This is a genomic window from Streptomyces akebiae (genome assembly GCF_019599145.1).
Classification (GTDB): Bacteria; Actinomycetota; Actinomycetes; order Streptomycetales; family Streptomycetaceae; genus Streptomyces; species Streptomyces akebiae.
Window position 1 is genome coordinate 100,711 of sequence record NZ_CP080647.1, and the last position, 14,270, is coordinate 114,980.

14 protein-coding genes are annotated in these 14,270 nt (G+C 70.7%); 6 read left to right on the forward strand and 8 right to left on the reverse strand.

Annotation, left to right across the window (positions count from 1 at the left end; genetic code table 11):
- Positions 1 to 25 precede the first annotated feature (25 nt).
- Positions 26 to 970, reverse strand: a complete 945-nt coding sequence (locus K1J60_RS00510) for a LysR family transcriptional regulator (RefSeq protein ID WP_220644367.1) — start codon at positions 968 to 970, stop codon at positions 26 to 28.
- Positions 971 to 1,695: 725 nt separating this feature from the next.
- Here K1J60_RS00510 and K1J60_RS00515 point away from each other — a divergent pair.
- Positions 1,696 to 3,129 carry an eCIS core domain-containing protein gene (locus K1J60_RS00515; protein WP_220644368.1) on the forward strand — a complete coding sequence of 478 codons (1,434 nt, stop codon included), beginning with the start codon at positions 1,696 to 1,698 and terminating at the stop codon, positions 3,127 to 3,129.
- A gap of 150 nt (positions 3,130 to 3,279) precedes the next feature.
- Here the strand turns inward: K1J60_RS00515 and K1J60_RS00520 are convergent, their stop codons facing one another.
- Genes K1J60_RS00520 through K1J60_RS00530 form a run of 3 tightly spaced genes read right to left on the reverse strand, consistent with a single transcriptional unit; the run spans position 3,280 to position 5,836 of the window.
- Complete coding sequence (locus tag K1J60_RS00520) at positions 3,280 to 3,942, reverse strand: 3-oxoacid CoA-transferase subunit B (RefSeq protein WP_220644369.1); 663 nt, start codon at positions 3,940 to 3,942, stop codon at positions 3,280 to 3,282.
- Positions 3,939 to 4,634 (reverse strand): 3-oxoacid CoA-transferase subunit A, encoded by a 696-nt coding sequence (locus K1J60_RS00525; RefSeq protein ID WP_220644370.1) that lies wholly within the window; start codon positions 4,632 to 4,634, stop codon positions 3,939 to 3,941. The genes K1J60_RS00520 and K1J60_RS00525 overlap by 4 nt, the downstream gene beginning before the upstream one ends.
- Positions 4,631 to 5,836 carry a thiolase family protein gene (locus K1J60_RS00530; RefSeq protein WP_220644371.1) on the reverse strand — a complete coding sequence of 402 codons (1,206 nt, stop codon included), beginning with the start codon at positions 5,834 to 5,836 and terminating at the stop codon, positions 4,631 to 4,633. Before K1J60_RS00530 ends, K1J60_RS00525 begins: the two co-directional genes overlap by 4 nt.
- Positions 5,837 to 5,907: 71 nt before the next feature.
- Here K1J60_RS00530 and K1J60_RS00535 point away from each other — a divergent pair, with 71 nt between their 5' ends.
- Positions 5,908 to 6,858, forward strand: coding sequence for a LysR substrate-binding domain-containing protein (locus K1J60_RS00535; protein ID WP_259407487.1), 951 nt, complete (start codon positions 5,908 to 5,910; stop codon positions 6,856 to 6,858).
- 569 nt (positions 6,859 to 7,427) lie between these two features.
- On the opposite strand, the gene K1J60_RS45515 is transcribed toward K1J60_RS00535, so the two are convergent.
- Both K1J60_RS45515 and K1J60_RS00540 read right to left on the reverse strand, forming a co-directional pair.
- Positions 7,428 to 7,550, reverse strand: coding sequence for a hypothetical protein (locus tag K1J60_RS45515; protein ID WP_259407488.1), 123 nt, complete (start codon positions 7,548 to 7,550; stop codon positions 7,428 to 7,430).
- Positions 7,551 to 7,602: 52 nt separating this feature from the next.
- Positions 7,603 to 8,493 carry a LysR family transcriptional regulator gene (locus tag K1J60_RS00540; protein WP_220644372.1) on the reverse strand — a complete coding sequence of 297 codons (891 nt, stop codon included), beginning with the start codon at positions 8,491 to 8,493 and terminating at the stop codon, positions 7,603 to 7,605.
- A 135-nt stretch (positions 8,494 to 8,628) separates the two neighbouring features.
- Between K1J60_RS00540 and K1J60_RS00545 the strand changes: the two genes are divergently transcribed.
- The 3 genes from K1J60_RS00545 (at position 8,629) to K1J60_RS00555 (ending at position 10,981) form a co-directional block, all read left to right on the forward strand.
- Positions 8,629 to 9,117: a nuclear transport factor 2 family protein gene (locus K1J60_RS00545; protein WP_220644373.1), complete on the forward strand. Its 489-nt coding sequence runs from the start codon at positions 8,629 to 8,631 to the stop codon at positions 9,115 to 9,117.
- Positions 9,118 to 9,122: 5 nt separating this feature from the next.
- On the forward strand, positions 9,123 to 9,965 hold the full coding sequence (locus tag K1J60_RS00550) for an NAD(P)H-binding protein (protein WP_220644374.1): 843 nt from the start codon (positions 9,123 to 9,125) through the stop codon (positions 9,963 to 9,965).
- A gap of 335 nt (positions 9,966 to 10,300) precedes the next feature.
- Positions 10,301 to 10,981: a class I SAM-dependent methyltransferase gene (locus K1J60_RS00555; protein ID WP_220644375.1), complete on the forward strand. Its 681-nt coding sequence runs from the start codon at positions 10,301 to 10,303 to the stop codon at positions 10,979 to 10,981.
- 114 nt (positions 10,982 to 11,095) lie between these two features.
- On the opposite strand, the gene K1J60_RS00560 is transcribed toward K1J60_RS00555, so the two are convergent.
- Positions 11,096 to 11,461 carry a hypothetical protein gene (locus K1J60_RS00560; protein ID WP_220644376.1) on the reverse strand — a complete coding sequence of 122 codons (366 nt, stop codon included), beginning with the start codon at positions 11,459 to 11,461 and terminating at the stop codon, positions 11,096 to 11,098.
- Between the two features lie 257 nt (positions 11,462 to 11,718).
- Positions 11,719 to 12,696 carry a trypsin-like serine peptidase gene (locus tag K1J60_RS00565; protein ID WP_220644377.1) on the reverse strand — a complete coding sequence of 326 codons (978 nt, stop codon included), beginning with the start codon at positions 12,694 to 12,696 and terminating at the stop codon, positions 11,719 to 11,721.
- Positions 12,697 to 13,028: 332 nt separating this feature from the next.
- On the opposite strand from K1J60_RS00565, the gene K1J60_RS00570 reads away from it, so the two are divergent.
- Positions 13,029 to 13,730, forward strand: coding sequence for a DUF4142 domain-containing protein (locus K1J60_RS00570; protein ID WP_220644378.1), 702 nt, complete (start codon positions 13,029 to 13,031; stop codon positions 13,728 to 13,730).
- Positions 13,731 to 14,270 lie beyond the last annotated feature (540 nt).

Here is a 14,270-nt window from a genome sequence, read left to right on the forward strand (position 1 = left end):
CTATGGGTGACGGACCCAGCCCTGCCTAGTCTCTGTCCGATCGATCTGCCGGATCGCGATCATCCTTGCCGTGGATGGTCTCCGCGACCCGTGCCGCCGTCTCCCGCAGCCAGATGTGCGCCGCGTCGTGCGTGTGGACCGGGTGCCACCACAGGGCCTCCCGGAGCGGCACGGCGTCGTAGGGCGGTTCCACGACCCGTACGGGGACGAGTCCGTCGAGTCGGTCGGCGAGACGCCCCTGGATGAGGGCCACCCGGCGCGTCCCGGCAACCAGGAGGGGCATCAACTGGAAGCTGTCGACGGATACTTCGACGCGCGGCTCGATGCCGAGCATGCCGATCTGGCGGGCGGCGGGAGCGTCGTACGTGCGCTGGTACGTCACCCACGGCAGCCGGGCCAGGTCGTCGAGGGTGAGGTGCTCACCGACCTCGGGATGGTCGTCGGCGACGAGGTAGACCCAGCGGTCCCGGTAGAGCTCCACGGTGGGAAAGTCGCTGATGATGCCGTGCGGCAGCAGCAGACCGTCGGCGGTGCTGAGCAGCGCGGTGATGTTCTCTGTGATGTCCGTCGGGGCCTGCTTGAACCGGAGCCGGATGCCTGGTGCCTCGGCGTGCACCGTACGGGCGAGTTCGGCGCCGAAGACGGCCACCGCGTAGTCGGAGGAGAGCAGCGTGAACTCGTGCTCTTCGCGGGCGGGGTCGAACTCGGCCTGGCTGGTGAAGACACGTTCGAGCAGGTCGCAGGCGGTGGCGGTGCGGTCGAGGAGGGCCAGGCCGAGAGCGGTCAGTTCGTAGCGTCCGCCGGCCCGGGAGAGTAGGTCGTCGTCGAAGTGACGGCGCAGCCGTGCCAGGGCGGCGCTCATCGCGGGCTGGCTGAGACCGATACGCCGGCCGGCTCTGGTGACGTTGCGCTCCTCCAGGAGGGCGCGCAGGGCGACGACGAGGTTGAGGTCAAGGCTGGCCAGGTTCACGAGGGGCCCCCGTACGGAGTGGAAAACAGCCCGGGCATTCGTCATCTGGATGTGGATCATCCGAGGAATCGATTTGCCCGATCGCAAGGTACGCGCCAGATTGGTGACACCGCAATCGGGAGGACATCTCCGTGAAGTCCGCAGCCACGTCGGGCGTCCCTCTTCTTCACGTCGGGCGTCCCTCTTCTTCACCGGCCCCTTCGCCCTCGGTACCTTCTCCGCCCCGGGCCGGACCCCGTCCGCGGGACTGGTGCTCCCGGACGGCAGAGTGCTGGACCTGCGTACGACCGCCCGCGCGCTCCTGGAGCGCTGGGACGAGGCACTGCCGCGCCCGCACGGCCTCGCGGCGATCCGGCCGGGACTGGCTGTCGCTCGACGACCTGAACGTGAACGCGCCCGTCGAGCCCTGGCAGATCTTCCGGTCCGGCGCCGACTACCGGCCACACGTGATCGACCTGGAGGTCGCGCACCGCGCCCCCGACGACCCGCGCACCGGCGAGGAGGCCCGCGCGGAGATCGCGGCGATCATGTCAGCGGGCGTGTCAGGTCAAGGGAGGGCGGGTGCGCGGTGGTACGGGCGCCCAGGGCGGTGTCCGCGGATACCCGCCGGGTCGGACGCGCTGCCCCTACGGGCACCCCATCGTGCCCCTCCACCTCTCACCCGCGACCGCGGCACCGGGTATGTAGGAAGCACAGCCCAACTGCCAGCCTACGAGCGGAAGTCCATGCACGCGCAAGAGCCGATGAAGAACGACAAGCAGCCGCAGCGCCCCGCCAAGAGCGCGGCCGTACGGCCGGGAGGGCGGGTGCCCGATGCGCTTGTCGAGCTGCAGCGCACCGCCGGCAACGCCGCCGTCGTCCGTATGCTCCAGCAGAGCCGGCACCAGCACGGCGTGGGCTGCGGCCACCCACAGCCCACGGCGGAGCCGGTGCAGCGCTCCGCCGTGCACGACGTGTTGCGCGCGCCGGGCAATCCGCTGGATGAACCGCTGCGGCAGGAGATGGAGTCCCGCCTCGGCGCCGACTTCTCCGACGTCCGCGTGCATACCGGCTCCGCGGCCCGCGCCTCCGCCGCCGAGGTGGGTGCCCGTGCCTACACCTCCGGCAGCCATGTCGTCATCGGCGACGGCGGAGGCGACAAGCACACCCTCGCCCATGAGCTGACGCATGTCATCCAACAGCGCCAGGGCCCGGTGGCCGGTACGGACAACGGGTCGGGGCTGAGTGTCTCCGACCCCGGCGACCGCTTCGAGCGCGAGGCCGAGGCCAACGCGGTCCGGGTGATGAGGCGGACGCCTGAACAGATCGACCAAGGCCCGCCGGGTGCCGCCGTACAGCGGGAAGCCGACGTCACGGCCCGGGGCGCGGCGCGCGGCACCGACACGACGGTCGTTCAGCGCTTCTCCGAGGTCACGACCGCGGAGTTGGGGCCGGCGCGGGTCTCGCAGAACGGGCTGTACCTCATGACCGTCACTCCTGGGGCGGACACCACCGTCATCTGGGTCGCGGAGGGTGCCCCGGCGCCCCGGTACTGCACGCCGACCGGGCAGAGCGGGGAGATCGGGGGGCGCGTGTACGCGGAGTACGAGCCGTCGACGGCCTTCCTCGCGGACTGCGCCCACACCGCCGAGGAGATCATGCACCAGCAGCGGCTGGCCCTGGGGCAGGACGCCAGCGAATTCGCCCTGGGGGGAAACCAGTTCGGCCTGGGCGACAGGGAGAACGCGGAGGGCGCCATGGCCTACGCGAACGCCAGGCCGGGTGGTCCCCAGGCGAACGGCGAGGAACGGCCGAACGCCGGGCAGGCGTTCGCCATCGTGGAGACCGCGTGGCACGGGGATTACGAGCGGCCCGCCAACACCAGCGGGTGGCCCTATCACGTGGCGGCCGTGGTCGCCGTGGACGGCGACGACCGCATCACCGTGGAGCAGGCCGCGGACGGCAACGACGCGAAGGCCCGTCAGGGGTACGAGGGCATCGTCGACATGTATACGTCGGGCACGGACCCGACCAACGGGCAGGCGCTGCCACGCAGCTTCCACGGGCGCAACACCGGCGGCCCGGTGCAGCACTTCTCGGTCGGCGCGATCACCGTCATCCTCCAGCCGATCAACGTGGGCGGCCTCAAGAAGGAGACCGGCCGCCGGAAGCTCATGTGACCCGGCCCGGGCCGACCCGGCATGAGCCGGCCCGGCCCGGCCGCGCTGCCCCGGACGCCGCGCCGCAGACCTGGACCGGGCCCTGCCGTCGCAGGTGATACAGCGGCCGACCCTCCGCTCGAACCCGGGGTGCGGTGGACGAATCGCTTGCTACGGCAGCGGGATGCCGAGTCGCTCCGCGAGCTCCTGGGCGCTGATGCCGTACGTCTCCCGGATCCGTACGCCGTGGGGGCCGACGTCGAAGACGCCGTGGTCGGTGTAGACGCGGCTGACGCAGCCGAGGCCGGTGAGCGGGTAGGCGCATCGCGGCACGAGCTTGGGTTCTCCCGAGCGGGTGAAGAGCGTCATCATCACGTAGACGTCCTTGGCGCCGATGGCGAGGTCCATGGCGCCGCCGACGGCGGGGATGTCGTCGGGCTTGCCGGTGTGCCAGTTGGCGAGGTCGCCGTTGAAGGCGACCTGGTAGGCACCGAGGACGCAGACGTCGAGGTGCCCGCCGCGCATCATGGCGAAGGAGTCGGCGTGGTGGAAGTACGCCGCTCCCGGCAGTTCCGTCACCGGGACCTTGCCGGCGTTGGTGAGGTCGGGGTCGATCGCGTCGCCCTCGGCCTTCGGGCCCATGTTGAGCATGCCGTTCTCGGTGTGCAGCACCACCCCGGAGTCGGCCGGCAGGTGATCGGCGATCTTGGTGGGCTGGCCGATGCCGAGGTTGACGAAGGAGCCGGCCGGGATGTCGCGCGCGATGACGGCGGCCAGTTCGTCCGTCGAGAGCCGGTGGTCGGCGCGCACCTGATCGCTTGGCGTGATGGTCATCGTGCCCCCTGCACGGTGTAGTGACGGGCCGTCACCTGGACGATCCGGTCGACGTAGATGGACGGGGTCACGACCGCCTCGGGATCGAGCTTCCCGGGTTCGACGACCTGGTCGACCTGGACGATGGTCGTCGTCGCGGCCGTGGCCATGACCGGACCGAAATTGCGGGCCGTCTTGCGGTAGACCAGGTTGCCCAGCGTGTCCGCGGCATGCGCGCCGATCAGCGCGTAATCGCCCTTGATGGGGTACTCCAGCAGATACGTCCGGCCGTCGATCTCCCGCACCTCCTTGCCCTCGGCCAGCGGCGTGCCGACCGCTGTCGGGCAGTAGAAGGCTCCGATGCCGGCACCCGCCGCCCGCATCCGCTCGGCCAGGTTGCCCTGCGGCACCACCTCCAGTTCGATCTTCCCAGCGCGGTAGAGGTCGTCGAAGACCCAGGAGTCGGCCTGGCGCGGAAAGGAGCAGAGCACCTTGCGCACACGGCCGGCGGCCAGCAGTGCCGCCAGTCCGACGTCGCCGTTGCCGGCGTTGTTGGACACGATCGTCAGGTCTTTCGCGCCCTGCCGGATGAGCGCGTCGATCAGGTCGAAAGGCATCCCGGCCAGCCCGAAGCCTCCGACGAGGACGGTGGACCCGTCCTCGATCCCGGCGACCGCCGCGTCGGCGCTCTCGACGATCTCCGCCCGGCTCACTGGGCCACCTCCGTGACACCGCAGTTCTCCAGGACGACGGCCAGCCCCTGACCGACCCCGATGCAGATCGCGGCGACGCCGTAACGCTGCCTCGTCTCACGCAGCACCTTGGCCAGCGTGGCGAGCACACGGCCACCCGAGGCGCCCAGCGGATGGCCGATCGCGATGGCGCCGCCCTTCTGGTTGACGAGGGCGGGGTCGATCTTCCACGCGTCCAGGCAGGCGAGCGACTGCACGGCGAAGGCCTCGTTGAGTTCCACCGCGCCCACCTGGTCCCAGCCGATCCCGGCCCGGGCCAGCGCCCGGTTCGCTGCCTCGACCGGGGCGTAGCCGAAGGCCTGCGGCTCCAGTGCCATCACACCGCGGCCGGCGATGCGGGCGATCGGGTCGGTTCCGATCGCGGCAGCGGCCTTCTCGCTGCCCAGCAGCACCGCGGAGGCACCGTCGTTCAGCGGGCTGGCGTTGCCGGCGGTGATGGTGCCGCCCTGCTCAGGTGTACGGAAGACCGGCTTCAGTCCCGCGAGCACCTCGGGTGTGGATCCGGGCCGGATGCCCTCGTCGCGGGTGAGGTCGACGCCGTCGACCGGTGTCACCAGGTCGTCGTAGAAGCCCGACTCCCAAGCGGCGTGCGCGAGTCGGTGGGAGCGGGCGGCGAACTCGTCCTGCCGCTCGCGGGAGATCTTGAAGCGTTCCTGGAGCTGCTCGTTGGCCTCGCCGAGACTGACCGTCCACTCCTTCGGCATCCGCGGGTTGACCAGCCGCCAGCCGAGCGTGGTGGAGACGGCGGTGACGTCGCCGGCCGGGAAGGGTTTCGCCGACTTGGGCAGCACCCACGGCGCACGCGTCATCGACTCGACGCCGCCGGTCAGCACCACCTCGGCGTCCCCGGACTCGATCGTCCGGCTGGCCGTCATGGCCGCGTCCAGGCTCGATCCGCACAGCCGGTTGACCGTGGTGCCGGGCACGCTCACCGGAAGCCCGGCGAGCAGCGCCGCCATGCGGCCGACGTTGCGGTTGTCCTCGCCGGCGCCGTTGGCGTTGCCCCACACCACGTCGTCGATCGCGGCGGGGTCGAGGCCCGGCACCCGGGCGAGCGTCGAGGTGATCGCGGCGGCGGCAAGATCGTCGGGGCGCACACCGGCCAGCGCGCCGTTGAAGCGGCCGAACGGTGTCCGGGTCGCGGCGTAGAGGAAAGCACTCATGACAGTGACGCTAACCCCGGTCCACGATATTCTGAAATACATATATCCGAGCTGATTGATATGGACGACATATGGATCTGCGCCACCTTCGGTACTTCGTGGCGGTGGCCGAGGAGCGTCACTTCGGCCGCGCCGCCGAGCGGCTGCACATGGCCCAGCCACCGCTCTCCCAGCAGATCCGCCAGCTGGAGGCCGAGCTCGGCGTCGAGCTGCTCCGCCGCACCACACGCCGCGTCGACCTCACCGAGGCCGGCCGGGCCTACCTGGAGCGGGCGCGCGCGATTCTCGCCGACGTCGACGAGGCCGCCCACCACGCACGGCTCGTCGCCACCGGCTCGGTGGGCCACCTCGCGATCGGCTGCGTGGGCTCGGCCACGTACAGTCTCCTGCCCGCGCTCTCGCGCCGGCTCACGGAGGAGCTGCCCGGCGTCGACTTCTCCTTCCGGGGCGAGATGCTCGCGCCCGACCAGGTCGAGGCGCTGCGCACCGGCGCGATCGATGTCGCCCTGCTGCGCCCGCCGGCGGCCGGCCTCTCCCTCACCGCGCACACCCTGCGCCGGGACCGACTCGTCGTCGCCGTACCGTCCGACCACCCCCTCGCCCGCCGGAAGCGGCTGCGCGCAGCGGACCTCGCGGGCGCCGACCTGATCGTGCACTCCGCCGACCGCCGGTCCGTGATGTACGACGTCGTGCTGGGCCTGCTGCGCGAGGCCGGTGTGGAGCCGCACATCCGCCACGAGGTAGGCGAGACCTCGACGCTGGTCACCCTCGTGGCCGGCGGTCTCGGCGTCGCGGTGGTACCCGAGCCCGTGACCTCTCTGACGCTCGACGGCGTCATCTACCTGCCGCTGGCCGGGGCCGACGCACGCGTGGAGCTGGCCGTCGCCCACCGCGCCGACCGTGCCGAGCCGCACCTGGCACGCACCGTGGGGATCATCCGGGCGATGTTCCGGGACACCCGCCCGCGCCGGAAGGCGGCACCCGCGACGGCGGAGACCTCCCCGGCCACCTCCGGTGACTGAGTCCCCCAGGCCGACGGCCCGCCGACGACGGCTGGTGGCGTCCGGTCCGCTTGGAGCAGGGCGGCGCCGGTGAGCCACAGGGCGCGCTGGTGAGCCACGGCCGAGGGCCGGGGAGACACAGCCGAGGGCCGGGGAGACACGGCAGAGGGCCGGGGAGCAGCGGAAAACCCTGCCTCCGCCGCTGATCCGACCAGCGGCGGCGCGGGCACGGGCCGCTGTCCCGCCCATGGGCGACTCCGTCATCCCAGCCGAGTGCCACGTGCCGCCGATCGAGTCCACGGTTGCACGCCGGACTGGAACCACACGCGCCGGCCCCCTGTCCCCTCCCTTCCATCTCCCCGGGTAGCAGGTGACGCCCCGCAGGCGGGCAGGCCAACCCGACCGCCGACACATGGCGTTCCACGCGCCCCACGCCGGTGTCGGTGATCAGCACGAGGCCGCCGTCGTCTCAGCGGCGGGAGCGGGTACACCAGCCTCACGACGGTGTGGTCCCGCAAACGGCTCTTCCCTGCCACATGGCGTGATTTGCACGGGGCCTTCCGCTGCGCTGCACAAGTGTTGGACGGGCGCTAACCGGCCTCCCCCGAAGGTGGAATCACCAACTCCGCCAGCTGGTCATCCACGGCCTTCGCCGACACCGCCTCTGCCGACTCGACAAACTTGGGATCGGTCACGTTCTCACTGGTCATCATGCATCTTCCATGATCGGGAGTTACACCGAACGTCTTGCAGTCCCCGTCGGCGTCACATCGCGATGGGGCCGACGTCGGTGGCCGTCTGGGCAAGGGCGCGGATGGCGGGGCTGTCTGCGGTGGTGCGCCAGGTGAGCGCCCATGCGAGGGTGGGGGCGTCGTGGAGGGGCAGGAAGGCGATGCCGGGGGGCTTGTTGTAGCGCGCGGCGAGGTCTCCCAGTGGGTGGACGCAGCGTCCGGCCGCGACCAGGGAGAGGATCTCGTGGAAGGTCCGCGCGGCGGGCCCGCGGGGGATGCGGCGGCCGAGCGGGGTGCGGGTGGGGACCATGGAGGCGACCCAGTACTCGGGGGCTTCGGGCCCGAGGTCGACGACGTGGTTGTCGGCGAGGTCTTCCAGGGACGCGCTACCGCGTCGGGCGAGCGGATGGTCCGCCGCCACGGCCAGCACGCGGCCGCCGGTGAGCACGGTGGGCCCCACGGTGAGGTCGGGTTCGGCGACGGGCAGCCACAGCACGTGGGCGTCGTGCTCCCCACTGCGCAGAGCGGTGAAGGCGTCGGCGCCGTTGATCTCGCCGAACTGTATGTCGCTGCCGGGGTGGCGGTCGCGGAACGCGTCGACGAGGGGGCGAAGTTCGTGTCCGGCGTGACCGAAGACGCCCAACCGCAGGTTCCGGCGCGCGCCCTGGCCGGCCGCTTGGGCGCGGGCGAGTCCCGCGTGCAGGAGGTCGAGGGCCTGCTGGAGGTCCTCGCACAGGCGCCGACCGACGGGAGTCAGGGCCACACGGCGGCTGGTGCGGTCGAACAGGGCCACGCCGAGGCGGCGTTCCTGTCTGCTGATGGCCTGGCTGACGCGGGCCTGGGACACGTGCAGCCGTTCGGCGGTGCGGCCGAAGTGCAGCTCTTCGGCCAGCGTCAGGAAGATCTCGATGTCCCGCAGCTCCATACATAACCCCCGCGTTATGGATAGCTGAACGGACTCTACATTGTTCCGCCGCTGACCTGCGTCGATGCTGGACACACCACCCAGCGGGCAGGCAGCGGAGGCCTGTCCGACGTATCGATGAGGCAGGGACGTGTGATGAGCGATATGCGGGCCGTCGTCGATCGCTTCGAGATCGAGGAGCTGCGCGCCGAGATCACCGACGCCGTGATGATGCGGGATTTCGACCGCGTCTCCTCGCTGTTCACGCCCGACGGCGCCCTGCGATGGCCGCACATCGACAAGGAGTTCGTCGGCCGTGAGGCGATCCGCGCGGGAATCGAATGGGGGCAAGGGCTGTGGGAGTTCTTCGTGCAGAACAGCCATCCCGGAGTCGTCCGGCTCGACGGCGACACCGCGGTCGGACGCGTCCACGTCCAGGAGTTCGGGCGGATGCGGGACGGCGGCTCGCATCTGAACCACGCCGTCTATCACGACAGTTATCAGCGCACCTCCGACGGTTGGAGGTTCAGCGAACGCGTCTACGAGGTCAGGTACCTCGACTCCACCCCGCTTACGGGGTCGCCGCCCCCGGCGCGTGTCCCCGCTCTCCGTATGGACCCGACTCAGCATCGAACGAAGGATTAAGTGTCATGATCATGATTACTGGAGCCCATGGCGTCGTAGGGCGTGCGGTGATGGATCTGCTGCTGCGGGAGGACACGGGCATCGCCGCGGTCACGCGCGGTTCCGGATCAGCCGCGTTCCCGGAGGGCGTACGGGCCGTCAGCGGCGACTTGTATCACCCCCAGTGGATCGAGGCGGCGCTGGAAGGAGTGGAGGCCCTGCAGATCAGCCCGCGCGCCACCGGTCCGGGACTCGGCGAACTGCTGCGCATCGCCGTCAAGCAGGGCGTGCGGCGTGTGGTGCTGCTGTCGGCCACCACCGTGGAGTATCCGGCGGGAGAAGCCCGATTCGCCGCGCAGTTCCAGCACGCCGAGGACCTCGTCCGTGGCTCCGGCTTGGATTTCACGGTCCTGCGCCTGGCCGACTTCGCGGCCAACGCACTGGCCTGGGCGCCGCAGATCAGGTCCGGTGACGTCGTGCGCGGCGCGTACGGCCGGGCCACCACCTCACCCATCCACGAAGCCGACATCGCGGAAGTGGCCGCACGCGCCCTCCACGGCGGACTTCGGCCGGGGTCGACCCACACGCTGACCGGTCCGCAGCCACTGGACCAGGTCGCGAAGGTGCGCCTCATCGGTGCCGCTCTCGGCAGGGCACTGTCCTTCCAGGAGCTCCCACCGGAGCACATCCGCCAGGGCATGCTCGCGCAAGGGCTTCCCGAGGAGGTCCCCGACCGCCTGCTCGGCTCCCTGGCCGACTACGCCCACCGTCCAGGACCCACCACCGGCAGCGTCGAAGACCTGCTGGGCCGCCCCGCCCGCACCTTCGCCGACTGGGCCGACGACCACGCCGCCGCCCTCGGCGGCTGAGCACGGCCTCGTCCGACGTCGACCGCCCGAGCGTCGGTGAACGGGCGGCAGGATCGCCCACGGGCCTGCCGTGCCTGGGACGTGCCCCTGGCGCCCCCGTCGGTCCGCGACGTGACCCGCAGCGACATCTCCCCTCGCCCTGTCGGTCCGGCGGGTTCGACGCCCAGACGGTGCCGAGCAACGCGGCCCATGTCGCCCGCCCGCTGAGCCGCTGCGCTGCCGGGGACGTCCGGCGCGCCCCCCCAGGACACTCGGACACTCACACTGGCGAACTTGTTTTGCCGGACCGGCAACAACAGTGGCCGGTCCGGGAGGCGGTGGGCAACGGTGGGCCCATGACCGACAACACCGCAGTAGGAGCATCCGTGTCCGAGTTCCGTTCGCCTGAGGGCGGCTACACCGGCGACCCGGCGGTGCGTGCGGAGTGGGACAGCCGGTACGCCGAGCGGCAGCAGCTCTGGAGCGGCCGCCCCAACGGTGCACTCGTGGCCGAGACCGCCTCGCTCACCCCCGGACGCGTCCTCGACGTCGGCTGCGGCGAGGGCGCGGACGCCCTCTGGCTCGCACGCCGCGGCTGGGACGTCACCGCGCTCGAAGTCTCGGGCGTGGCACTGCGACGCGCGGCCGGACACGCACGCGACGCCGGCCTCACCGTCCACTGGGTACACGCCGAACTCACGCGGGCAGCACTCCCGTCGGCCTCCTTCGACCTGGTCTCCGCGCAGTACCCAGCCCTGCTGCGCACCCCCGACGCCGCAGCCGAACAAGCACTGCTCGCCGCCGTCGCGCCCGGCGGGGTGCTGCTGCTCGTCCACCACGCCGGCATGCAGACCCAGCAGACGCACGAGAGCGGCTTCGACCCGGCCGACTACGTCTGGCCCTCGATGGTCACCGAACTCCTCGACGACGACTGGGAGGTGGAGGTCGACGAGCAACGGCCCCGCCCGGCACCCGACGGCGGAGCGGGCGCGCACCACACCGACGACCTCGTGCTCCGCGTACGCCGACTGCGCTGACCACATCCAGCACCGCGCCCTCGTGGACTCCCCCGGCGGCCGGTCCGCCGACGGAGTCCACGGCGCGGACGTCTCGCACCGCGGCGGCACACCGGGCGTGGGCATGAGCGGGGCCTACTCGTCGAGGTATCGGTGTCTGATGTCGGCCTGCGCGACGAAGAGTTGGCCGTCGCGGACCTGCCATTCGGTCGCCCCCTCGACTTCATGGCCGACCAGGAACAGGCCTTGGACGAGGTCTCCGTCCGCGTCGGACGCGGGGACCCGAGCCATCGCTCTGATCTGGTCGGCGAACCAGTCCAGGGCCGACTCGCGGATGTCGGCGCCGTAGAAGACGTAGTGGGTCCAGTTCATGTGCCGCCGCGGTGATCCCCATCCATGGGTGTAGTGGTTGTCGTCATGCCTGGCGATGATCTCCTGGACGGCGGCGAGTTGTGTCTCGTCGCACTCCAGCCACCCTCTGATCGACACGTAGCTGCCCATGGGCCCGCCCCTCCCTCGTCCTCGGTTCCGACGTGACAGCCATCGGCAGACAGCGGCTCCGTCGATCCCCAGTCTCCGACAGCCGGCTGGCCCGACGTGCCCGCTGGCCGTCCCCGCACCCCGAGGGACACGCAGATCTCATCCGCGAGCGGACATACGGCGTCACCAACGCATGGGAGGTGCTTGCGCGGCCACGAGGACCGCGCAAGCCCGTCACCTGCCGCGCGAAGCCGTCTGCCCGGCGAACCGACTGACGGTCAGGACGACTGAGCGGTCTGGTAGAGGTTCTGAGCGTCGGTGCCGAAGTACGGCCCGTACATCCGGTTGGGCAGGAAGTTGTACTTGAAACTGTTCACAGACGACAGCAGGCCGGTGCCCGTGGACTCGTTGAACTGGGTGAACCAGGGGCCGCCGCTGGATCCGCCGGTCATGTTGCAGTTCATGCCGTGGTCGTTGGAGAGCAGGAAGTCACGGTTGGTGGTTCCGCTGCAGTAGATGAACTTCTCCCCGTCGTACGGAGCGGCGGCGGGGAAGCCGAAGGCGTACATCGCCTGGTTGTAGCCGGTGTTGAAGGCCAGCCCCTGCCCGCCGACGACGTCCGTGAGCAGCTTGCCGTCCAGCGGGGCGACGACGGCCGCGCCGATGTCGTAGTTGATGTCCTCGCTCGCGGTCCACTGCGGGGTCGCCAGTGTCTTCGTGGCACTCCACCTGCCGTACGGGGCCTGTCCGTCGTGGTAGCCGGGCACGAAGACCCAGTTGGTGTGCCAGGAGCCCTCCAGCTTCACGCAGTGCCCGGCGGTGATGACGGTGCTCTTGTTGGAGCTGGTGACGGCGTTGCCGGAACACGAGGCCGTACGACCCTGGTAGGTGAAGAACACCCGTCCGGCCGTGGACACCACGGCTCCGCCACCGGTCCAGGGCCCACCGCTGTGGGGGAAGGCCAGCACTCCGGCCTCGTTCAGGGCGCCCGGGAGGGTCGGGGCGACGGTCCTCTCCTTGCCCTTGGCGAGGGAGGGGGACTTCACCTGGGTTCGGTCCACGGTCGGCAGGTCCAGCGGGGTGGCCTGGCGCATCCGTTCAGCGGTCCAGAACGAGGCGGGGTCGGCGGTGGCCGTGGCCGCGCCGGCGGGTGAGGCGAACACGCCGGTGGCGAGCAACGCGGCGGCGCCGAGCAGGGCGGCGAAAACGGGGCGGGACCTGCGCGGGGAGCGGGACGAGCGGCGTATGTCTCTCACACGTACTCCTTGTGCGGTGGGGGACGAGGACGAACTCGCGCAACGCAGAGTGCCACCCCACCCGCGACTTGGACAGGTGCACGTCACAATGGGCGCGAAATCAACCCCTGGACCGATTCGGGCACGCATATGTGCGGTTCTTCAAGGGGTCCGGTGAGTTGCGCGGTTCGCGGGGTGACTGCGAAGTCCAACCCTCACGGGCCGCCGGTCGACCGCCCCTTGAACATCTCCGCGTCCTCGTGCGTATCTCTCGCTGCGTGCCGTGCCAGCCGCAACAGGTGTCCGCTCCTACCTACCTGGAGGAACCACTCTCTACCCGACCGGGAGAACACATGCATGCGAACCGACACGCGGTACCCACGCGGACGTCGAGGCGGACCGTCACGATCATCGCGGCCGTGTGCGCCGTGATAGCCGCGGCCGTCATCGCGATCAGGGCGGGCAGTGAGGAAGCCTCAGCCAACCCGACCGTCGCGAGCCAGGCCCAGCACGCCGGCGGCCATGTCGCCAGTGGCGGCGCCGGACAGACGGCGACGGGCCAGAACGGCGCCGATCTGACCGTGACCGACGTGGACCGCGAGTTCCTCGCGAAGGTACGTCAGGCCGGCCTTTGGGAGATCCCCGCCGGCCGGCTCGCCCAGACCCACGCGTCCAGCGAGGCAGTCAAGCGGGCCGGTGACCATCTGATCGACGGGCACAGCAAACTCGACCAGCTCGTGCGCGAGGACGCCGAGATCCTCGGTGTGGAGATCCCCGACGAGGCCACCGAGGAACAGCAGCAGTGGGTCCGGAATCTGGAGAACGCGCAGGGCGAGGAGTTCGACAAACTCTTCGCCAATGTCCTTCGCGCCTCGCACGGCAAGATCTTCGCCACGATCGGTGAGGTCCGGGCAGCGACCCAGAACGACCTCATCCGCCGCCACGCCCGTCAGGCCAACCAGACCGTCCTGGACCACATGGAGGTCCTGGAGGACACAGGGCTCGTCGACGCCTCCACCTTCCAGGAGGTCGAGGAGGACGTGGCCCCCAAATAGGGGACACGGCGGCCGACCGTGCCGGCGTCGGAGAAGCAGCCGTTCACCGGCTGATGAGCGTGGGTCGACCGCTCACCCCTGCGCCTGAGCCGACCCACCTCGGCTCACCGCGGCTCACCCCACAGTCTCCTCGCACCCCCGCCCCGAAGAGGGGCACCGGAAAAGGCTGTGCGAACGGGCTGGACCCCTGGCGAGCATCTTTGCACTATGCAATGATTGAGCTGGGGGAGCTGAGCCGACGGTCGGCCGCTACCTGGCGCCCAGGAGTGACACCGGCACGGTTACGCGGCGGCAGCACGCCGACCGTCGGCAGAGCCCTCCCCGACGACCTCGCGGACGGTCATGCAGGCCGGCCCGATCCCTCCACCCGTCACGGCAGCGGGCCCGCGTTCGCCCGCTGCCGTGACGACTGGGGCCCCTGGGGCCTCTGGGGCCTCTGGGGCCTCCCGCGAGAACCGACAGCTGATACAGCTGATATGTGCAGCATCTCGATGGCCAAGATCGCAGCCGCCGGGGTGTGGGACCCGCAGTGTGTGCTTC